This window comes from Desulfuromonas svalbardensis, assembly GCF_055389415.1.
The window spans coordinates 909,963-930,455 of record NZ_AP042416.1; the positions used below are offsets into that span (position 1 = coordinate 909,963).

17 protein-coding genes and 1 tRNA gene are annotated in these 20,493 nt (G+C 47.2%); 17 read left to right on the forward strand and 1 reads right to left on the reverse strand.

The window, feature by feature from the left end; genetic code table 11:
- Positions 1–12 precede the first annotated feature (12 nt).
- From dnaG to ACZ5KY_RS04005, 4 genes are all read left to right on the forward strand, one after another.
- Positions 13–1,914 (forward strand): DNA primase, encoded by a 1,902-nt coding sequence (gene dnaG, locus ACZ5KY_RS03990; RefSeq protein WP_464242611.1) that lies wholly within the window; start codon positions 13–15, stop codon positions 1,912–1,914.
- A 49-nt stretch (positions 1,915–1,963) separates the two neighbouring features.
- Entirely contained in the window at positions 1,964–3,718 is a 1,755-nt protein-coding gene (gene rpoD, locus ACZ5KY_RS03995) for an RNA polymerase sigma factor RpoD (RefSeq protein WP_464242612.1), read from the forward strand.
- Positions 3,719–3,809: 91 nt separating this feature from the next.
- Positions 3,810–3,886 (forward strand) — tRNA-Met (locus ACZ5KY_RS04000).
- 960 nt (positions 3,887–4,846) lie between these two features.
- Positions 4,847–5,434: a TetR/AcrR family transcriptional regulator gene (locus ACZ5KY_RS04005; protein WP_464242613.1), complete on the forward strand. Its 588-nt coding sequence runs from the start codon at positions 4,847–4,849 to the stop codon at positions 5,432–5,434.
- A gap of 781 nt (positions 5,435–6,215) precedes the next feature.
- On the opposite strand, the gene ACZ5KY_RS04010 is transcribed toward ACZ5KY_RS04005, so the two are convergent.
- A complete protein-coding gene (locus ACZ5KY_RS04010) occupies positions 6,216–7,061 on the reverse strand; it encodes a MerR family transcriptional regulator (RefSeq protein WP_464242614.1) in 846 nt (281 codons plus the stop codon).
- Positions 7,062–7,737: 676 nt separating this feature from the next.
- On the opposite strand from ACZ5KY_RS04010, the gene ACZ5KY_RS04015 reads away from it, so the two are divergent.
- From ACZ5KY_RS04015 to ACZ5KY_RS04075, 13 genes are all read left to right on the forward strand, one after another.
- Positions 7,738–8,826: a hypothetical protein gene (locus tag ACZ5KY_RS04015; RefSeq protein ID WP_464242615.1), complete on the forward strand. Its 1,089-nt coding sequence runs from the start codon at positions 7,738–7,740 to the stop codon at positions 8,824–8,826.
- A gap of 1 nt (position 8,827) precedes the next feature.
- Positions 8,828–9,094 carry a hypothetical protein gene (locus tag ACZ5KY_RS04020; RefSeq protein ID WP_464242616.1) on the forward strand — a complete coding sequence of 89 codons (267 nt, stop codon included), beginning with the start codon at positions 8,828–8,830 and terminating at the stop codon, positions 9,092–9,094.
- 452 nt (positions 9,095–9,546) lie between these two features.
- The gene (locus ACZ5KY_RS04025; RefSeq protein ID WP_464242617.1) at positions 9,547–10,170 is read left to right on the forward strand and encodes a BMC domain-containing protein; all 624 of its coding nucleotides are present in this window, start codon (positions 9,547–9,549) and stop codon (positions 10,168–10,170) included.
- An 80-nt stretch (positions 10,171–10,250) separates the two neighbouring features.
- Positions 10,251–11,747 (forward strand): aldehyde dehydrogenase family protein, encoded by a 1,497-nt coding sequence (locus ACZ5KY_RS04030; RefSeq protein WP_464242618.1) that lies wholly within the window; start codon positions 10,251–10,253, stop codon positions 11,745–11,747.
- 44 nt (positions 11,748–11,791) lie between these two features.
- Positions 11,792–14,332 carry a choline trimethylamine-lyase gene (cutC, locus tag ACZ5KY_RS04035; RefSeq protein ID WP_464242619.1) on the forward strand — a complete coding sequence of 847 codons (2,541 nt, stop codon included), beginning with the start codon at positions 11,792–11,794 and terminating at the stop codon, positions 14,330–14,332.
- A gap of 90 nt (positions 14,333–14,422) precedes the next feature.
- Positions 14,423–15,355 (forward strand): choline TMA-lyase-activating enzyme, encoded by a 933-nt coding sequence (cutD, locus tag ACZ5KY_RS04040; RefSeq protein WP_464242620.1) that lies wholly within the window; start codon positions 14,423–14,425, stop codon positions 15,353–15,355.
- Between the two features lie 94 nt (positions 15,356–15,449).
- Complete coding sequence (locus tag ACZ5KY_RS04045; protein WP_464242621.1) at positions 15,450–15,767, forward strand: hypothetical protein; 318 nt, start codon at positions 15,450–15,452, stop codon at positions 15,765–15,767.
- A gap of 15 nt (positions 15,768–15,782) precedes the next feature.
- The gene (locus tag ACZ5KY_RS04050; RefSeq protein WP_464242622.1) at positions 15,783–16,379 is read left to right on the forward strand and encodes a BMC domain-containing protein; all 597 of its coding nucleotides are present in this window, start codon (positions 15,783–15,785) and stop codon (positions 16,377–16,379) included.
- Between the two features lie 13 nt (positions 16,380–16,392).
- A complete protein-coding gene (locus ACZ5KY_RS04055) occupies positions 16,393–17,835 on the forward strand; it encodes an acetaldehyde dehydrogenase (acetylating) (protein WP_464242623.1) in 1,443 nt (480 codons plus the stop codon).
- A gap of 97 nt (positions 17,836–17,932) precedes the next feature.
- On the forward strand, positions 17,933–18,211 hold the full coding sequence (eutM, locus tag ACZ5KY_RS04060) for an ethanolamine utilization microcompartment protein EutM (RefSeq protein ID WP_464242624.1): 279 nt from the start codon (positions 17,933–17,935) through the stop codon (positions 18,209–18,211).
- A gap of 172 nt (positions 18,212–18,383) precedes the next feature.
- Entirely contained in the window at positions 18,384–19,046 is a 663-nt protein-coding gene (locus tag ACZ5KY_RS04065; RefSeq protein ID WP_464242625.1) for a phosphate propanoyltransferase, read from the forward strand.
- 1 nt (position 19,047) lies between these two features.
- Positions 19,048–19,878: an ethanolamine utilization protein EutJ gene (gene eutJ, locus ACZ5KY_RS04070; protein ID WP_464242626.1), complete on the forward strand. Its 831-nt coding sequence runs from the start codon at positions 19,048–19,050 to the stop codon at positions 19,876–19,878.
- Between the two features lie 10 nt (positions 19,879–19,888).
- On the forward strand, positions 19,889–20,479 hold the full coding sequence (locus ACZ5KY_RS04075; protein ID WP_464242627.1) for a hypothetical protein: 591 nt from the start codon (positions 19,889–19,891) through the stop codon (positions 20,477–20,479).
- Positions 20,480–20,493: the final 14 nt, after the last annotated feature.

The window sequence follows — 20,493 nt, forward strand, 5'->3', positions numbered from 1 at the left end:
TGGGGGGAACTGATGGCCGGAAGAATTCCGGACGACATTATCATGCAAGTACGTGAGCAGGTTGACATCGTCGATCTGGTTACAGGTTATGTGTCGTTGAAACATTCTGGCGCAAACCACTTGGGATTGTGCCCGTTCCATAACGAAAAGACCCCATCATTCAATGTTAATAGCACCCGCCAAATTTTTCACTGTTTTGGCTGCGGTGTTGGTGGCAATGTTTTTAGCTTTTTAATGCGGATGGATGGCATTGCCTTTCCGCAGGCGGTACGTCGACTTGCAGAGCAAGTGGGAATTGATATTCCCAAAGATGAGCCGAATGCGTTTGAAGTGCAGCGCCGCCAAGAGATGGAGCGCCTCAATAAAATTTACGAGGTTGCCACCGACTTTTATCATCAGCTTTTGCTCAATGATCCACGCGCTGCGCATGCTCGTGGTTATATCCGTCGGCGTGGCTTTGATAGTGAAGCGGTCCGTCGCTTTCGCTTAGGCTATGCGCCCGATGGATGGGATGCACTGGCGAAGCATTTTAAACAGCAAGGTGTTGATGCCGATCAGGCCAAAGAACTTGGTTTGATCCGTAGCGGTAAAGAGGGGCGACCCGATTACGATATGTTCCGCCAGCGGTTACTGTTTCCCATCGGCGATATGTTTGGTCATGTGGTGGCATTTGGTGGCCGAGTACTCGACGACAGTTTACCCAAATATATCAACTCGTCGGAATCGGCGTTGTACCACAAAAGCCGTGTTTTATACGGCCTGTTTCAGGCAAAGGACGAGATGCGCCGCCAACGCAATGTAGTGGTGGTCGAAGGATACTTTGATCACTTAGCTTTGGTGCAAGCGGGGATTGAGAATGTCGTTGCCACCTGCGGTACGGCTCTCACTACAGAGCACGGTCGAGTATTGAAACGTTACGTGGAACAAGTGGTATTACTCTTTGATCAAGATAAAGCAGGGCAGAAAGCTTGCTTTCGGGCGATGCCGATCCTTTTGCAGGCGGGGTTGCAGGTGTTGACATTGGAACTGCCCGATGGCGATGACCCTGATACCTGTGTTAATCGCGAAGGGGCTGATCAGTTTAATCAGCGACTTGATAAAGCACGTTCAGCCGTCGATTACTATATGGAGGTGAAACTCAGCGAAGCAGGAGATAACGCTGAAGCACGGGCCAAAGCAGTCAATGAAATTTTGGTGATGATTCGTCATGTCCCCGGTGAAATTGAGCAAGATGTGCATTTGCCATCGCTGGCTAGCGCTAGCGGAGTTCAAACCGACTTACTCCGGCGACAATTAGAGCGTACGGTGATTCCGAAGGAGGTTGTGCGTAAAGCACCGGTGCCGGTTTCGCCTGCTTTACAGCAGGAGCAGCCACCCGCGCATGGGGATGACGATTATGCGGGGCAGGACCAACCGCCTCATTCGGCAGTGAACGCGTATGACGACGCACCACAGCGTCAACGTGCGGCCCAGTTAATGACGGATAGCAAGACACAAAAATGGCTCCTAAGTTTGATGATGGTAGATGAGAACGTGAGCCTCACCGTTATAGAAAAAGGGCTTGAAACACTTTTTGATGATCCCTCTTGTCGCTACCTTGCCGATCTCATTAGACAAGCATGGCAACAGAGGAAACAGCCCGGAGAATGGTTGCTTGACCAGTGTGAGCAGCCTGAACACCAAGCACTAATGACACAGATTTTGATTCAGGGTAAGGAGTTACCCAATGAAAATATAGAGGAGATTTTCGGTGATTGCCAGTTGGCAGTGGCCAAGGGTCAGCTAAAACAACGTAGGGCAGAGCTGCATGCGCTGATGCGTGAGGCCGAACACAGTGGTGATTCGGACCGCCAAACAGTCTGCTTACAGGAACTGACTCAAATTAACCGCCAACTTAAAAGCCGGATAGGCTAATACCGCATAAAAGTACAGCTGTTAACGCAGCCTACAGGAGAACATTTTTATGGCAAAGAAAACAAAAGAGGAAGATTTTCAACAACTCATCGAAAAAGGGAAAGAAAAAGGTTCCCTGACTTTCGAAGAGGTAAGTGATGCGCTTCCCGAAGATATGGTGTCACCGAGTCAACTCGAAGAGGTGATGACCATGTTCGGTGATCTCGATATTGAGATTGTTGATGGCAACGACAAAGATGATGACCAGGCTCCGGTGACAAAAGAGCCTTCTTCAAGATCAACCAAAGAGAATAGCCCAAGTTTTGAAGCAGGTGTCATTGGTCGAACCAGTGATCCTGTACGGATGTACTTGCGTGAGATGGGCCAAGTGTCCCTGTTAACTCGTGAAGGCGAAGTCGAGATTGCCAAGCGGATTGAGGAGGGAGAGGGCCTCATCAATCAAGTTGTTCTGCGTACACCTATCGCGTTGGAAGAGGTTCTTGCTCTTGGCGATGAGTTGAGCGAAGGCAATATTGGTATCACTGATTTAACCAAGGATTACGATGAGGAAGAGGGTGCTGCGGCGGAAGAACGCCAGTACAGACGCGTTCTCGATATCATCACTGAAATCCGTGAAAAAAGTGTGCTGTTAGAAGAGCAAGGCGCTCTCGAAACATCAGGTAGTGCGAAAGAAAAAGAGCAAGCGACGATTCGAGTCGATGAGCTTAAAACAGAGATCTGCGATCTAATGGGTAAATTGCGCTTGAAAGATCAGATCGTTTCTAAGTTTGCGGTACGTTTGAAAGAACTGACCGATCAAGTTAAAAAAGGGATGAGCGAAGTTGCCGCCTGTGAAAAAGAGATGGGCTGCTCCCATAAGAAAATTCGCAGTCAACTGCGCAAATTTCATAAAGGGGAAACCGAAGCTGCCGCTGTTTGTAAAGAGCTGGGTAAAACGGCTGATGAACTGTTGGTGGTCGAAAAACGTCTCAAGGGAGCGCAGCGTAAATTCAAGCGTGTTGAAGAGGAGACTGGTTTCACAACCGAATACCTGGTTGACTCTCTTAAAGAGGTTCACCGTGGTGAATGGCGCGCTAAAGTGGCTAAAACCGAACTGGTGGAAGCCAACTTACGTCTGGTTGTTTCAATCGCTAAAAAATACACCAATCGTGGGCTGCAATTTCTTGATCTCATTCAAGAAGGCAACATTGGCCTGATGAAAGCGGTCGATAAATTTGAGTACCAGCGTGGCTATAAGTTTTCCACCTATGCAACATGGTGGATTCGTCAGGCGATCACTCGGGCGATTGCCGATCAGGCGCGTACCATCCGTATTCCTGTTCACATGATCGAAACCATTAACAAGTTGATCCGCACCAGCCGTCAGTTGGTACAAGAGCTTGGCCGTGAACCGATCCCTGAAGAGATCGCTGATCGGATGGATCTTCCTCTAGAAAAAGTGCGTCGGGTATTGAAGATCGCTAAAGAGCCCATCAGCCTTGAAACCCCCATCGGTGAAGAGGAAGACTCTTCTCTCGGTGATTTCATTGAAGATAAAGGAGCTGTTTCACCTCTTGAAGCGGTGATTAAAAGCAATCTTTCCGATCAAACTGCCGATGTGTTATCGACACTTAGCGAGCGCGAAGAGAAAGTGTTGCGCATGCGCTTTGGTATCGGTGAAAAATCGGATCATACTCTCGAAGAGGTTGGTCAAGATTTCAGCGTAACCCGTGAGCGGATTCGTCAGATTGAAGCCAAGGCATTACGCAAGCTTCGTCATCCAAGTCGCGCCAAGCGTTTGAAGAGTTTTGTCGACACACCGTAATTAAGTTGAAATTATTGATATGAGTCCTTGACAGGCGATCCCCTATTTGGTAAACATAGGGCCGCTTGAGAGAGCGCACATTACAACATGACGCGGGGTGGAGCAGTTTGGTAGCTCGTCGGGCTCATAACCCGAAGGTCGGAGGTTCAAATCCTTCCCCCGCAACCAATAAAATAAAAGCCGATTCGCTTACTTAGCGAATCGGCTTTTGTCGTTTTAATCCCTTAAATTTTTCCTGTGCCGTACGTGTGACAAATTTATAAAAAATTGTATGAATTCTAGCTGTCTGTAAAGAAGCAAAGGATCTTTGATGGACTCATCCTATTTTACTGCCATCAGCCTCTTTTTTTTAAAGTTTGTTCAAATTTTTTTTTATGCCATCAAGAATACTGTGCATGGTTAAGTACTGCCATAGTTGCTGCCGCAACAATAGTATAACCAGTGACAATAAAGGATGAAACGCTTTTAGTTTAGCTTTATTGTAGTTCAACTGTGATAAATCACCATACCCTGAACAACAAGCGTGTGTTGTGCTTGTTGTTCAGGATTATTCTTTTTCACCGACCATGTATTCCCTCCATAGCGTGTTATTTTTCAAATTTATGCGGGTTTTCTCCCGAAATTTAAGGATTTCCCCGATAGTTCCTCCGCTGTCTATCAAGTACTCTGGTGACAATTTGGTCAGGGGTATGGCAACTATTTAGCGTATTTTTAGGATGAACTGCTGTCGATTCAAAGTAATCCACGATCGTAGGTAGTTTCTAGTAATTGTGGCTATAGGGTAGTTTCTGAATATCGTCTCTGTTCTGGTTAGTTGTCACTGGAACTCCAACTGGGCGATGTTGTCAGCTGAATCTTGTGGTGATTAAGGGTCGATCATGGCTGGTAGATGGGTGCCTTGTTACGATTGCGATGGTCAAACGCCTTCAGGCCACGGTTGCGAAACTCATTACAGCAAAACTGAAACAGATAGTTGGTATCAAATTTCAAAGAGCAGCAAATAAAGAAGAAATATTCATTTTTTTGAATTTTGAGGAATAAAACTTATGTATATAACTGATGTTGACCTTTCGGATCGAGTTCTGGTGACTTATTCACGGCAACTAGGGCAGTTCTAGGGAGAATTCAATGAAAAAGCAAAGGGAAAATATTGCAAAGAAAAGAGCAAAAGTCGCCTATTCAGCTCGCCGATTATTTGTCGACCGTGGCTTTCATGGCGTAACAATACCGGATATTGTCGCCGATTCAGGGGTCAGCACAGGATCAATTTATAACTATTATGGTAGTAAGGTAGGCCTTGCTCAGAGTTTATATGATGAGTCATCACATCAGCTTTATCAATTATTGTCTGATCGCTTAGAGTATCAGGTTGGCAGCTACAATCGCTTAAAAGCTGTGACAGAACTGTTGATGACTTTGGCGGATGAAGATTCAACTTTCGTTGAATTTTTATTCCTAACTCGCCATCAGGACTTCTTCGAGGACTATCGTCCTGTGTTGGCAAATTCTTCCAAGTGTTTGCTCTATCAGATTGTTGATGAAGGGATTATTGATGGGGATCTTTGTCCTGGAGATCCATTAATCAAGTCAGTCGCCTATTTGGGCGTAATCATCAATTCCATTCAAGCTTTTCTTAACGGACTCATTGGCTCACATGATGACAGGAAACTAAAAGAGCAAGTGGTTCAGTGTGCGTGGAACACGGTTTATCAATAACGTAACGTTAGATATAGCAATGCTCGAATGCTAACCAGTATTTTTGATTGCTGTGTTTAGAAAATGTTAGGTAATGTTTAATGGATAAAAGTACTTTAGATAAAATTCAAGAATCTTGAATTCAACTCACAAGTGCAGCTCAAACTCTTTAAGCCAAAGTTAGAGGAGCATGATGAGTTACTGCACGCAGCTTATCCGAGAAGAAAGATAGCAGATTTACGCAAAAATCAGCAGATCATGCGCTAACTGAGATCTCTAGAATTATTGGCTGCAATAAAGCAACAATCACTTTTTATAGTGACCAAATTCATTATATGTCATGGCTAGTATCAGTAGGGTTGGGGCCTTAGGGGTAAACAGGTGATTGCAGAGTATTTTAACGGCTTAAATCAGTTCGAGTTTCGTATTTTCGGAAATGGTGATTAGGTAACCATATTCATCACCACCACTAGAAACGACAAATGTTCAAGGATATAAGGATTATATAACGGAGATGTCCTTCAAGAAACAAAGAGAGATCTTGGAACAACAAACGGCCTCAAGCTAAATTAGAGATAGTCATGATTGACTCTTTTCTTAACTGCAGCAATTCGTCATGTTTAAGGTCCATCACACATTCTGAGCAACCAATAAAATAAAAGCCGATTCGCTTACTTAGCGAATCGGCTTTTGTTGTTTTAGTGATGTAAGTTTGAACTTACAAAGGGTTCTGTGCAAATACTCCGGCGGTTGGGGTCACGGCAATCGAGGTGCTGGTTTAATGGTAACAATCATCCGCAGGTTATTTCCTTGAAGCATTCATCAGCACCTCTGTGACATACAGGGCCTTGTTACTTGTCGTCCAGTAATCGGTAACATACCTTTCGAATGATTCTTCACCGAGAATATACCCGTGCTTGCAAGTCCAATAAGATATTTTTTCGTATGTATCATTGATGTTGTCATGCGAGCCGATGTGATAACACGAAACCATGATGTGTTTACCAAACGCGATGGTCTCACTTTCTTTGCATTTTCTTAATGTTCTCTGCAGAACCTTTATGGGCTGATCTTTGTTTTCCATCCGATCTTTAAAAGATGAAAAGTTTATTATGACTGGTCCAGTAATTTCATTGTTTATCTCTTCAACATAATTTGTGAATTTAATATTGATAACTGATGCTTTAATGTCATTCTTGAACTGTTGTTCCTGATACAGATAGGTTGATGGTTCAATAAATTTAACGGACACCTCATTAATGTTGTTGTCGATGACCATCTCTGCTTCGGTGATGAGGTCGAACCAGTCTCTGACTGAGGTCAACTGCCGCTGTGTCTCTTCTTGTATTTTTTGTAGATGTTCAATCTTTGAGTTAAATGATCTCTTAACGGTATTATAAATGGAACGTTCAACGTCAACTTTACCCTCAAGGAAGCATCTCATTTCATCTAGGGTAAATCCCATCTGTTTGTAGTATTTAATTACCGGTACGGCTAAAATCGCTTCCTTTGAGTAATATCGATAGTTGTTGATATCGTCTCTTTCGGAGGTTATGAGGCCGAGCTTGTCGTAGTAGCGAAGTGCCTTTGTCGATATATTGCAGATTTTGCTGACTTCACCGATTGAATATTGATTTTTGTATTTCATAAACGTCCCGTTCGTATCATGCTGATGACTTGTCAGGTGTCTGGCTAACTTCTCTTCTTGTTATTTTAGCGCAGGCGAACACTATTGCTACGATATATATTTTTACACATAATGAAATTCGCTTTGGTAAAGTCTAATTCAATCGTATACGGCCACGTTAGTAGTTGCTGCAATGTTGCGGCCAATTTGGATAAAAAACGCCATCCACATGAAAGACAAAACAATATCAGCCACTTAAAGACTGATAGAAGCCATATGGTTGCAAAAAGAGGTGACAGGAGACGATCATAATGGGACAGGGGTACCAATTTGGTGCACCAACGAATAACTGAGGGGCTGCTAGTTAGGACAATGTTTTCGTCAACGATTGCGTCTTAGCCGAAGTGGACTTGTTTGCTCGTCATGAATCAAACGCTATTTTGGCTGTCATAATTTTTTTCGATATTTCAGTATGTTGCAGGTTAATCAATTAAACTAAGTGTTTTTAGCTAATTAGAATAGAATAGATCGAACGATCTTTCATCTTGTTGTGATGTGGGTGAAAATTTATATTGACCTTCCCCTTAAGGGTAACATGTAGCTTTTCCCTAAGGTCAAATGCTGTGGCCACTGTGGATCAATAGGCGTTTGGCATTTTCTAACAGGAATAGCAGGTTCATGGGAGGAAAGTTTATTTATGTTGAAGGAATCGGGTACGGAAAGTTTGGCAGCTATAGCTGCCAAAAATAAGTTGGCTGCCAGCTTTAAGAGAAAAGGGATTCTTGTCGCCTTGTTCTCGGGTCTTTGTTATGGATTCTACACGGCATTTATGACCTTAGGGATGTCGAAAGGGGTCTGGGCCGACTGGTATGGCGCAAACACCGCCGGCTTGTCACCATTTGTTATCACTTTTCTGTTGGGCGCGCTCGGAGCAGCGACAACAGACATCTTCAGTGCCATTTGGGCCGTGATGCTCGCTATCGTCAGGGGCAAACTGGGCGATTTTTTCAGGTGTATTAAAACTAAGCCAGGCCTTGTTATGGTTGTTGGTGCCTTGATCGGCGGTCCCCTTGCCAGTACCGCTTATGTTGTTGGTCTTATGAAGGCGGGTTCCATTGTTGTGCCTATCGCCGCCCTATGCCCTGCTATTGGTGCGATTCTGGCCAGGATCTGGTTTAAACAGGAGCTTAATTCCCGCATGATGCTCGGTATTGCCATCTGCTTTGGCGCCAGCTTCATGATTGCCTATCCGACTCTTGGTGGCGATGCTCCTGAAGGCATGTTGATGGGGATTTGCTTTGGTTTCCTCGCTGCTTTGGGCTGGGGTTTTGAAGGGTGTGTCTGTGGTTACGGCACATCCATGATTGACTCAGAAGTTGGCATTACCATCCGTCAGGTGACCTCTGGTCTTTCTAACCTGATTATTCTTGTTCCTGTCTTTGGCATGATTGCTGGTGATGTCGATACCTTTGGCCTGATCACTCAGTCCTTTACTGATGGCCCTTCACTGATCTTCTTTGTTTTAGCCGGTATTTCTGCTTATGGTGCCTTCATGTTCTGGTATAAAGGCAACAGCATGTGCGGTGCTGCTCTTGGAATGTCGTGCAATGGTACCTTCTCCTTCTGGGGACCCTTCTGTTGCTGGCTCATCCTCGGTGTGGCATTCGGCATCGATGGCTGGGCTATTGCGCCAATCGCGTGGGTTGCCGCAGTTGTGATGGTGGTCGGTATCTTTGTTATCGCGTTGAATCCATTGGACCTGTTGAAGAAAAAGGAGGCGGTGTAATATGAAACCCCTTAATTATGCAGTATTAAAATATTTCACCACCGTAAAAGAAGCCTGCGCCGATGATGTAATGGCCGCTCTAAAGGGTGAGTACAGTCACTTCAAAGCTTTCAATAAGCATGACCTTGTTGCGGCGATCATGACTGCTGAGGCAAATGGTCTCCTTGAGGAAGCTAGGTTTGATATGGACGACAACAATGAATTGAGAGTTTATTATCACGCTCACGAAGAAGGTGCAGCAACGATTAACCAGTACATTAAGGGCTAAAGCAGCCTTAAGTTACTGCGCTCAGAACTGCACTACCCGGCTATCTGCCTAAAAAGGCCCTGTCTCAGATAATGAGACAGGGCCTTTTTGTTGTTTTAAGCTTCTCACTTAGGTTCATGTTTACTTCCCCTGCTCCTCCCGCTTCTTCAGATTTTAATTCTGTCACTTAGTTTTACTTCTTAGGAGATCAACTAAGCAAACATTGCTTAAATATAATCTTACTCAGTGGGGAAAATTTGGTTTTTAATCACCTTTTGACCAAGGATGGAATCTGTTTTATTTAATGATATCGTTTGCTTATCTGTTGTTGGGTAGTCATCTGTTTATTGAGCGACCAAGTGGGGTACTGAGTGCAGAAAAGTATTGACTCTCCCCTTTGGGGTAAGCATTAGGTTGGAACTCAGTAGAGGTTGAATTCTTTAAACTAACGACAGAGTAGGGAAGGGATTTGGATGCGATATCAAGGAGAAGAGGCACTAGGACTTATTGAGACATTGGGAATGATTCCGGCAATAACCGGAGCAGATCAGATGTTGAAAGCAGCAAACGTTGATTTGATTTCTTACGAGAATATTGGCTCAACTCTTGTGACGATTTTTGTCAAAGGCGATGTTGCCGCTGTTGAGGCAGCAGTAGAAGCGGGCGCCGCAGCAGCTCAGGAAGTTGGAACACTGACCGCGCAGAATGTTATGCCCCGACCTATCAAAGGCGTTGGCGACATTGTTTCGGTTCATGACGTTGATGTTGTTGGCGGTGGTGAGTGCCAAGAGCCTCAAGGAAGACCAAAAGCTCTGGGTATGATCGAAACCTTTGGCATCGTATTTGTCCTTGAAGGTGCAGACGCCATGATGAAAGCGGCGGACGTTGAACTGCTCGGCTATGAGAATACCGCTTCAGGCTACATTTCCGTATTGGTTCAAGGTGATGTCGGTGCTGTTCAGGCAGCCGTTGAGTCCGGTGTTAGGGCTGTTGAGGAGATGGGCGCTGAAGTCCATGCCTCGGTTGTTATCCCGACACCTCATCCAGATCTCGCCAAAATAACCAGTATCTATGCCATCGATAATCTGCTGCCATAACCGGTTGGTAGACATGATGACTGAGCAATTAGGAAACGTAACGACAACGCAACGCATTCCAAAGGCAAGGAGAGATACAGATGACGATTATTGACAATGATTTGCTCTCCATCCAAGAAGCTCGAATTCTTGCTGAAAATGCTTTCGAAGCACAGAAACGACTGGCAACGTTTGCGCAGGAAAAGTTGGATGAAATTGTCGAATCTGTAGCGGATGTTGTTGAAACGCATATCCAGTCCCTTGCTGTGATGTCTCATGAAGAGACGGAATACGGCAAATGGCAGGACAAATACATCAAGAATAAATTTGTCTGTGGCGCTGCGCGCAGAAAATTGCGGGGCATGCGTTGCGTCGGCATCATCGATGAGGATCGGCAGAACCAGATCATGGATATTGGGGTTCCTGTTGGTGTGATTGTCGCTTTATGTCCAGCAACTAGTCCTGTTTCAACAACCATATATAAAGCCCTGATTGCGATAAAATCTGGAAATGCCGTCATCTTCTCACCCCATCCGCGGGCAAGAAAAGTGATCGGCAAAGTTCTCGATATTGTAATTGAGGTCGCTGAATCCAGTGGCCTTCCAGAAGGTTCCCTTGCCTATTTACATACAGTAACACCCAGTGGAACCGTTGAGCTTATCGGGCATAAATCGACAGCTTTAATTTTGAATACCGGGGTTCCAGCCATGCTTCAGGCAGCGTATGCAGCGGGAAAACCAGTGATTTACGGTGGCACAGGCAACGGTCCTGCGTTTATCGAGCGTAGCGCTGATATCAAGCAAGCGGTGAGAGATATTGTCACCAGTAAAACATTTGATCATGGCATTGCCTCCTCAGCAGAGCAGTCAGTTGTGGTTGACGGCTGTATTGCAAAAGACGTTAAGCGTGAGATGGAGAGCTGTGGCGGCCACTTTATGACGGCAGAACAGGCGCAGAAATTTGCAGCACTGTACTTCCTACCTGACGGCCAACTCAACCCACAGATGGTTGGAGTTTGCGCTAAAACTCTGGCCAAACGAGCCGGCTTTTCTGTTGCGCCTGACGTAACCGTATTAATTGCGGAACGAAAGTACGTGTCGCAGACAGATCCTTTCTTACGCGAAATGCTTTGCCCTGTTTTGACGTACTACGTTGAAGACGACTGGATGGATGCCTGTGAAAAGTGTATCGAGTTGCTTCTCAACGATAAAAACGGCCACACGCTGGTGATTCATTCAAAAGATGAAGATGTCATCGCCCAGTTCGCATTGAAAAAACCTGTGGGCAGAATTCTTGTCAATACCCCAGCAGCATTTGGCGGTATGGGCGCAACGACAAATCTCTTTCCTTCCATGACTCTCGGCAGCGGATCAGCTGGCTATGGCTTCACTTCAGACAATGTGTCGCCGCTGAATCTTATTTACACCCGTAAGGTCGGTTACGGAGTACGGAAAGTGGATGCCATTGGCATCGATATAACAAACCAAGCGACCTCTTCTCGGGAGAATTCAACCCAGAAGAGCGTCAGTGATGTCGGGAATATTGAGACCATCCAGCGCATTTTAAAAGAAGCGATTGGTGTCCTCGGTAGTTCTTAAAATATATGACAAAAAGCACTATTAACCGTAAGGAGGTAGTACCTTTGGATATCCGTGAATTTTCAAATCAGCTTGCACAAGCGACAAAAAACCTAAGCCCCGAAGAGCGTACATCTTTAAAAAAGATGTTTGAGGGGATCTCTTCAGACATTGCAAATGGTACGTCTGTTGAACTTGCGACCATGGCACCGCCGTGCGATGGCATTCCCAATGGCCCCACCGAGCGTCACTTAAAACTGAAGGAGAAATTCCTCACCCACGTGCCGACCGTTACCATCCACCGTGCACGTGCTATCACCAAAATTGCCAAGGAAAACCCCGGTCTACCGAAGGCGATTTTGCGTGGCAAGAGCTTCAAGTATTGCTGTGAGACGGCACCATTGGTGATTCAGGACAATGAACTCATCGTCGGTTCTCCTTGCGGCGCTCCTCGCGCGGGCGCTTTCTCACCAGACATCGCTTGGCGTTGGATGCAAGATGAGATTGAGACTATTAGCACCCGTCCTCAAGATCCTTTCTACATCTCCGAAGAAGACAAGAAGGTGATGCGTGAAGAACTCTTCCCGTTCTGGGAAGGGCAGTCTGTCGATGAGTATTGCGAGCAGCAGTACCGTGAAGCGGGTATGTGGGAACTCTCAGGTGAGTCTTATGTCACCGATTGCTCCTACCACGCTCAAAACGGTGGCGGCGACTCCAACCCTGGCTACGACGTGATCCTGATGAAAAAAGGGATGCTCGATATCGTCAAGGAAGCTCAAGAGGCCCTTGCCAAGTTGGATTACGAAAATCCCACTGACTTAGACAAGATCTACTTCTATAAGTCCCTCATCGACACCGCCGAAGGCGTGATGATCTACGCTAAGCGCCTCTCTGATTATGCCTGCGAGTTGGCCGCTAAGGAGACCAACCCTAAGCGTAAAGCAGAGCTTGAGAAAATTTCAGCAATTAATGCCCGCGTTCCTGCTCATAAGCCAGAGACCTACTGGGAAGCAATCCAGTCGGTGTGGACCATCGAGTCGCTTCTCATTGTTGAAGAGAACCAAACTGGCATGTCTATCGGTCGTGTTGACCAGTACATGTACCCCTTCTTCAAGGCAGATATCGACGCTGGCCGTATGACTGAGTATGAGGCCTTCGACCTTACCGGTTGTCTGCTTGTTAAGTGTTCCGAAATGATGTGGATCACCAGTGAAGGGGCATCAAAATTCTTCGCAGGCTACCAGCCTTTCGTCAACATGTGCCTAGGTGGGGTGACCCGTGAGGGTAGTGATGCGACCAACGATCTTACCTACCTGATCATGGACGCGGTTCGCCACGTCAAGACCTATCAGCCTTCTGTTGCGACCCGCGTGCACAACAAGTCTCCGCAGAAATATTTGAAGAAGATTGTTGACGTCATTCGTGCCGGTATGGGCTTCCCAGCCATTCACTTCGACGACGCCCACATCAAGATTATGCTAGCCAAGGGCCTTTCCATTGAAGATGCCCGCGATTACTGCCTCATGGGTTGCGTCGAGCCGCAGAAGTCCGGTCGTCTTTACCAGTGGACCTCCACTGCTTATACCCAATGGCCCATCTGCATTGAGATGGCTCTCAACCACGGTGTGCCGCTTTGGTATGAGAAGCAAGTTTGTCCTGATATGGGTCCTTTGGAGTCTTTCGACACCTACGAAAAGTTTGATGGTGCCGTTAAGGAACTGATCAAACACATCACCAAATGGTCCAGTGTCGGTACCGTTATCTCTCAACGCATCCACCGCGATCTGGCTCCCAAGCCGTTGATGTCGATGATGTACGAAGGGTGCATGGAGTCTGGTTTAGACGTTTCTGCTGGTGGCGCCATGTATAACTTTGGCCCTGGTGTTATCTGGAGTGGTCTGGCTACACATGCCGACTCCATGGCAGCGATCAAAAAGTTGGTCTATGACGATAAAAAGTACACCTTATCCCAGCTCAACGAAGCCTTGAAGGCTGAGTTTAAGGGCTACGATCAGATCAAGGCTGATTGTCTTGGCGCGCCAAAGTATGGCAATGATGATGACTACGCTGACCTTATCGTCAATGATCTCATCAACTTTACCGAGCGCGAGCACCGCAAATTCAAGACGCTTTACTCTGTGTTGAGTCACGGTACCCTGTCAATTTCCAATAACACCCCGTTCGGCCAGCTTCTTGGTGCTTCAGCCAATGGTCGTGATGCGTGGATGCCTCTCTCCGACGGTATTAGCCCAACACAGGGCGCCGACTTTAAGGGACCAACCGCCATCATCAAATCGGTATCAAAAATGTCTGCCGACAGCATGCCCATTGGCATGGTTCACAACTTCAAGTTGATGAAGGGTCTTCTCGACACTCCAGAAGGTGAAGCGGGCCTCATCACGCTTATCCGTACCGCTTCAGTGATGGGCAACGGCGAGATGCAGTTCAACTACCTTGATAATCAGACAATGCTTGATGCTCAGGCGAATCCTGAAAAATATCGTGACCTCGTGGTCCGTGTTGCAGGGTACAGCGCTTTCTTTGTTGAGCTGTGTAAGGACGTTCAGGATGAGATCATCAGCAGAACCATGCTGGAAAAATTATAGCTAAAGTAGGACTGAGAAGTCGTAGGGTTTTTGCCTGAGTTTAGGCAGGTGATGAGGGATTTGAACACTCTGAACAGTATAGGGGACGCCATGATCGAACGAAAAGCACGCATTTTCAACATACAGAAATACAATATGTATGACGGCCCAGGCCTAAGAACACTCGTGTTTTTTAAGGGCTGTCCGCTGCGCTGCAAGTGGTGTTCAAATCCTGAAAGCCAAAAGAGAATATACCAAGTGATGTTCAAAAAGGAGCTGTGTGTTAATTGCGGCGCCTGCGTCAGTGCCTGTCCTGTTGGCGTTCATAAAATGTCAGCGCTAACTCAGACTCATGAATTTGTCGAAGGCAGTGCCTGTATCGGCTGTCGCAAATGTGAAGAGGCGTGTTTGCCATCTGCACTGTCCATTGTTGGTGAAATGAAAAGTATTTCGGAACTTATGGAAATTATCGAAGAGGACCGTTCCTTTTACGAGATGTCCGGCGGCGGCGTGACACTGGGCGGCGGTGAGGCCTTGGCTCAACCGGAAGCCGCAGCGAATTTGCTGATGGTTTGCAAGCAAGCAGGTATCAATACCGCCATCGAAACATGCGGTTATGCAAAACCTGAAGAGGTGATGAAAGTTGCCGAGTTCACCGATCTATTTCTCTATGATATCAAGCACATGGATTCTGATCGTCATTATGAACTGACAGGGGTTCGCAATGAGTTGATTTTGAGGAATCTGAAGATGCTTCTTGAAAACAGACACAATGTGAAAGTCAGGCTACCCCTGTTGAAAAATGCCAATGACAGTGAGGAAGAAATTGCTCAGTTAATTGAATTTCTGACTCCGTTCCGCGATTCCAAGCACTTTAAAGGGATAGATCTACTCCCTTATCACAAAATGGGTGTTAACAAATACGAACAGTTGGGCTGGGATTACCCCATCGAAGGGGATCCGAGTTTGAGTGATGACGATCTAGATCGACTCGAAAATTTGATAAAAAAATACAACTTCCCGGTTGCCGTTATCAGACATTGATGACCACCAGCAGGGAAGGGTGGGTGAAACCCCGAAGGCTGAGATTGTATCGATCGGGGAAACGCCAATTAACTAACTGAAAGAGGGTGGATGCATGAAGAAATTGATTTGTGCGGAAGATATTGAAGCGCTCATCAAGCAGGGTGAAAAAACACTTTGTATTGAAACGGGTACGATCTTAACTCCTTCGGCTAAAGATGCCGCAAGGGCCGCAAAGTTGGAAATTTGTGTCGGAAAAACTGAGTGCACTGATACGCCTTGCGGAGCAGATTCCTGTGAGGATCACGTCAGCAGCGAGCTAATTTACTCTGCACTTCAGGTTGTACAGAGCAAGGGTCTTTTGACTGAGTTTTGCACAGAGTTAAATAAACAGCTGAGCTGCTCTGAGTCTGAAACCCCCGTAAATGACTAACCTTTGGAGGTCATTATGAACGGCAAGGCTTTAGGAATGATTGAGACTGTGGGCTTAGTACCCGCTGTGGAAGCTGGAGATGTGGCGTTGAAAACTGCCGATGTCACTCTTCTTGGTTCTCAGGCGGTGGGTGGTGGTCTCGTCTCTATTCTGATAACGGGCGATGTGTCCGCTGTCAAGGCCGCTATCGATGCTGCTAGCGCCGCTGCCAAACGTTTAGGTCAAGTACATTCGGTAACAGTCATTGCTCGCAGTGCTGAAGGTCTTGACGGGATTTTGATTGAAGGAGGCACACCGCCTGCTTGTTCTCCAGAGCCTAAAAGGTCTGAAGAGGTCCAAGAGCAGAGCACACCAGTTCCCCCCGCTGCGGTTCAACCTGAAGAATCTGATCTCAAGGGTTGTGAACCGGAGTGCGAAGACGTTTTTAAAACCGAGGACGGAAACGTTTTAGGCTTTGACATAGAAGAACTTAAAAAATTGAGAGTAACCAAGTTGAGGCGTCTTGCTCGGCAACTTCCCACCTTTACCATTGCGGTAGGTGAGATCAAGTATGCCAGGAAGAAAGATCTCCTCGAGGCGTTTACTCAATACATGAATACTCTAGAAAAATAAGAGAGGACGTAAGATGGTCGACAAGGATTTACTATCAATTCAGGAAACACGAGCATTGGTTCGAGCCGCTCGCGCGGCGCAGCCTGAATTCGGAACGATTGGTCAAGAGCGTGTAGACGCCCTTGTGGAAGCGATTGCCAAAGTAGGTGTCGAGATGGCTGAAGAGCTGGGCAAGATGGCCAGCGAAGAGACCGGTTTTGGCAAGTGGCAGGACAAGGCACAAAAGAACATCCTCGCGTCTGAAAAACTGGTCAGCTACTACAAAGACATGAAAACAATGGGGATCATCAACGAAGATACAGATAAGAAAATCGTTGAAATCGCCACCCCAATGGGTGTTATCGCCGGTTTAATCCCTTCTACTAACCCAACGAGCACCACCCTTTACAAGGCGATTATCTCCCTGAAAAGTGGTAATGCCATCGTATTTAGCCCCCACCCCACAGCGGTGAAGTGCATCACTGCTACCGTCAACATGATCAAAGGGGTTCTGAAAGCCATGGGTCATTGTGAAGATCTCGTCGGTGTTATTAGCGTTCCTACTTTGCAGGGCACTGATGAGCTGATGAAGATCTCAGACATGATCCTTGCAACTGGTGGCGAAGCAATGGTGAAGGCAGCTTACAGCTCCGGCACCCCTGCTCTCGGCGTTGGCCCTGGCAACGTTCCGGTTTTCATCGAGCGTAGCGCCGATATCGACATCTCAGTACAGAAAATCTTTAGCTCCAAGACCTTCGACAACGGCACCATCTGTGCTTCTGAGCAGGCCATTGTTACTGAAGCGTGCATCGCAGGCAAAGTTAAAGCCAGTGTTATTGCTCAGGGCGGTTACTTCCTCGAAGGGGAGAAACTCGACAAGGTCAAGCGTGTCATGGAGCGTCCAAACGGCGGCATGAATCCCGCTGTTGTTGGCCGTTGTGCCATGGATATCGCCAAGATTGCCGATATTGAGGTACCTGAGGGAACCACCATACTTCTTTGTGAAGAGGAGGGCGTGGGTCCAAAATTCCCATTTTCTAAAGAGAAGCTTACTGCACTGCTCGGCTTTTATGTCGTTAACGATTGGCAGGAAGCGTGCGAGCTTTGCCACAAACTTCTGCACAACGGTGGCCTCGGTCACACCATGGGTATTCACTCCCGAAACGAGACGGTCATTCGTGAGTTTGCCATGAAAAAGCCCGTATCACGTTTTATGGTCAACACTCCTACCACTCAAGGTTCTGTGGGGATCTCCACCAACATGCCTCCCTCCTTTACTTTGGGATGCGGCACCGTCGGCGGCAGCGCAACTTCTGAGAACGTCGGTCCTCAGCAACTTTTTAACATTCGTCGTATGGCTTATGGGCTCGATGATGCGGCAGCTACCTCGTTGTCAACTCCGAGTGAAAGTGTTGATGTTCAGGCGGTAACTAACTTGATCATGCAACATCTTAAACAGATGAGCGGAACTATTTAAAAGAATGGTGTTCTCCTCAAGGGAGGCCACTAAAGTGATTCAACGCAATCACTTTTAAATTTAGAAACAGTAATAAAACACAATAAGGAGAAACGATATGGGTTCACAAAATGCTCTTGGAATGATCGAAACAAATGGTCTCGTCGGCGCTATTGAAGCAGCAGATGCCATGGTTAAAGCAGCCAATGTTGAGCTAGTTGGACGTGAGCAGGTTGGTTCTGGTCTTGTGACCGTAATGGTTCGCGGTGATGTCGGTGCTGTTAAGGCTGCCACGGACGCTGGTGCAGCAGCTGCAAACCGAGTGGGCGAGCTGGTCAGTGTTCACGTTATTCCTCGTCCTCATAGCGACGTGGAGCTTATTCTTCCTAAAGTTTAATTGGAATAAGCCATGAAGGTTATAGGATGATCCTATTTGGTTAACTTTTCAAATAGTTCAATCCTGAACTTTTAAACTGGAGGGGGCTGTACCTGCCCCCCCTCCCTATGAGCAGTGCCCTTTACATCATGATGCTCAAAGAAATAGGCAGTATCTATAAGTAGGAGATCAGATGGATCAGACAACTGTTGAAGATATTATCAAAAAGGTTATGGGCCAGATGGGGGAGCTTGAAACGGTAGAGGCGGCATCGTGCAATGACGCTATCCCTGTTGAACTCTCCGGTCGCCATGTCCATCTTTGTGAAGAGGACATTATGGAGCTCTTCGGCGCGCCCCTGAACTATGCCAAGGAACTCTCCCAACCGGGTCAGTACCTTTGCAAGGAGCGAGTTCGCCTCGTCGGCCCCAGTGGCGTCATCGATAACGTGGCGGTTCTTGGACCTGCCCGACCTAAATCTCAAATTGAACTTTCTCTCACTGATGCCCGTATTTTAGGGATTAAAGCGCCAGTCCGACAGTCAGGTGACGTAGCGGGAACTCCCGGTATTGTTCTCACTTCCGGTAATGGTTTAGCAGGATTGACTGAGGGCGTTATCGTCGCCGCTCGTCATATCCACATGTCGCCAGATGATGCGGCGAAATACGGCGTTTTCGATAACCAAAAAGTACAAGTCCACATGGACGGTGAACGTCCCACGGTGTTTAAGGATGTCGTCGTCAGGGTTAATAAGGATTACCGCCTGGCCATGCACATCGATTTTGATGAAGGTAACAGCTGCGGTCTGGGCAAAAACGCTCAGGGCAGAATTATGGATGTAGCTCAGGAGGCGTGATTTGGACTTTTCATCCGTTGATCGGCTGATTGCCGACCTAGAAATGTGCCTTGAAACCACTCGGGAAGTCACTTCCAGCGAAGAATTGCTCGTTGGCGTCGACCTCGGTACCGCTTACATCGTACTGGTGGTGATGAACGGCAACAGAGAGCCTGTGGCGTGTGCTATGGAATTTGCCCAAGTTGTTAAAGACGGCTTGGTAGTGGATTACATGGGGGCGATGCAGACAGTGAGCCGATTAAAGGCTCAGCTGGAAGAACGTCTCGGACGGGAGTTAGAGAAGGCGGCCATCGCCGTACCTCCCGGTACCAGCGAGTCGGACTGCAAGACCCATAGTTATGTGGTTGAAGGCGCAGGGATGGAAGTAACCAACCTGTTGGATGAACCGACGGCGGCGAATGCCGTTCTTGGAGTTGAAAATGGGGTCATCGTCGATATTGGCGGTGGAACCACTGGCCTCTCTATTCTCGAAGACGGCAAGGTTATCTATGTGGCCGATGAAGCGACAGGTGGAACGCATCTGTCACTTGTGCTCTCCGGGGCTTACAAGGTCAGCTTTGAAGAGGCCGAGTTGATGAAGAAAGACAACTCGCGCCATAAAGAGATTTTCCCCGTTGTTCGGGCTGTGGTTCAAAAGATGGCCACCATCGTTAAAAAACACATCGAGGGGCGCAACATTTCAGCTGTCTACCTCGTTGGGGGTACCTGCTGCTTGACCGATATGGAGACTGTGTTCGAACAAGAGCTCGGAATCCCGGTCTACAAGCCGGCCAACCCTTTTCTTGTCACCCCCATGGGCATTGCTTTGAGCTCTGTAAATCAAGGCGAATAGGAGAAACACCATGGATGTGGAAGCACTAGTTAAAGCGATTGCTGCAGAGGTTTTTAAGCAAGTGGACGGTATGGAGGAAAAACCTTCTGTACTGATCATCGGCGAGAAGGGCTGCGGAAAATGCCAAGCAACTGAAAAGAAGCTGGGCCAAGGAGTTCGTTTCCTCTACCCCGATGAGCACCCAGGTACCGATGTGGCACTACGCCGCATCGTCCCTTACCTTTCCATCCGTCACATGGCCGATCTCGCTATCGGCAAAGCCGAAGGGCCGTTGATGGAGAAGGTCCTCGGTGCTTTGCTGGCTGGTCAGCCAGTAGAGGTGATGGAGTTTGAATATAAGCGCTATGTCGACACCGCCTCCGAAGGGCTGATGAGGTTGTTCGAAGGCCAGCAAGCAGCGCTCGTTTCATACGGTCTGACTGCACTGGATATGACCAAGCGTGACACCGTCAGGATCAGAAAAGCGCTGGTAACAGCAGCGGATGTCACTGAAGCCGCTCAAAGGGATGCACTTGAGTTGTTGATCCCTGCGGATGCTCTGATAACGCCTCTTGCTGTTGAAGGTGCCAGAGAACTCGGGATGACTATTTCCCGGGGATAATCGGAGCGGCCTTA

Coding starts and splice junctions, on each gene's coding strand:
- cutD (WP_464242620.1), top strand. CDS start 14,423: ATGATCGAACGAAAAGCACGCATTTTCAACATACAGAAATACAATATG.
- ACZ5KY_RS04030 (WP_464242618.1), top strand. CDS start 10,251: ATGACGATTATTGACAATGATTTGCTCTCCATCCAAGAAGCTCGAATT.
- ACZ5KY_RS04010 (WP_464242614.1), bottom strand. CDS start 7,061: ATGAAATACAAAAATCAATATTCAATCGGTGAAGTCAGCAAAATCTGC.
- eutM (WP_464242624.1), top strand. CDS start 17,933: ATGGGTTCACAAAATGCTCTTGGAATGATCGAAACAAATGGTCTCGTC.
- rpoD (WP_464242612.1), top strand. CDS start 1,964: ATGGCAAAGAAAACAAAAGAGGAAGATTTTCAACAACTCATCGAAAAA.
- ACZ5KY_RS04055 (WP_464242623.1), top strand. CDS start 16,393: ATGGTCGACAAGGATTTACTATCAATTCAGGAAACACGAGCATTGGTT.
- ACZ5KY_RS04065 (WP_464242625.1), top strand. CDS start 18,384: ATGGATCAGACAACTGTTGAAGATATTATCAAAAAGGTTATGGGCCAG.
- dnaG (WP_464242611.1), top strand. CDS start 13: ATGGCCGGAAGAATTCCGGACGACATTATCATGCAAGTACGTGAGCAG.
- ACZ5KY_RS04015 (WP_464242615.1), top strand. CDS start 7,738: ATGTTGAAGGAATCGGGTACGGAAAGTTTGGCAGCTATAGCTGCCAAA.
- ACZ5KY_RS04020 (WP_464242616.1), top strand. CDS start 8,828: ATGAAACCCCTTAATTATGCAGTATTAAAATATTTCACCACCGTAAAA.
- ACZ5KY_RS04045 (WP_464242621.1), top strand. CDS start 15,450: ATGAAGAAATTGATTTGTGCGGAAGATATTGAAGCGCTCATCAAGCAG.
- ACZ5KY_RS04025 (WP_464242617.1), top strand. CDS start 9,547: ATGCGATATCAAGGAGAAGAGGCACTAGGACTTATTGAGACATTGGGA.
- ACZ5KY_RS04075 (WP_464242627.1), top strand. CDS start 19,889: ATGGATGTGGAAGCACTAGTTAAAGCGATTGCTGCAGAGGTTTTTAAG.
- ACZ5KY_RS04005 (WP_464242613.1), top strand. CDS start 4,847: ATGAAAAAGCAAAGGGAAAATATTGCAAAGAAAAGAGCAAAAGTCGCC.
- ACZ5KY_RS04050 (WP_464242622.1), top strand. CDS start 15,783: ATGAACGGCAAGGCTTTAGGAATGATTGAGACTGTGGGCTTAGTACCC.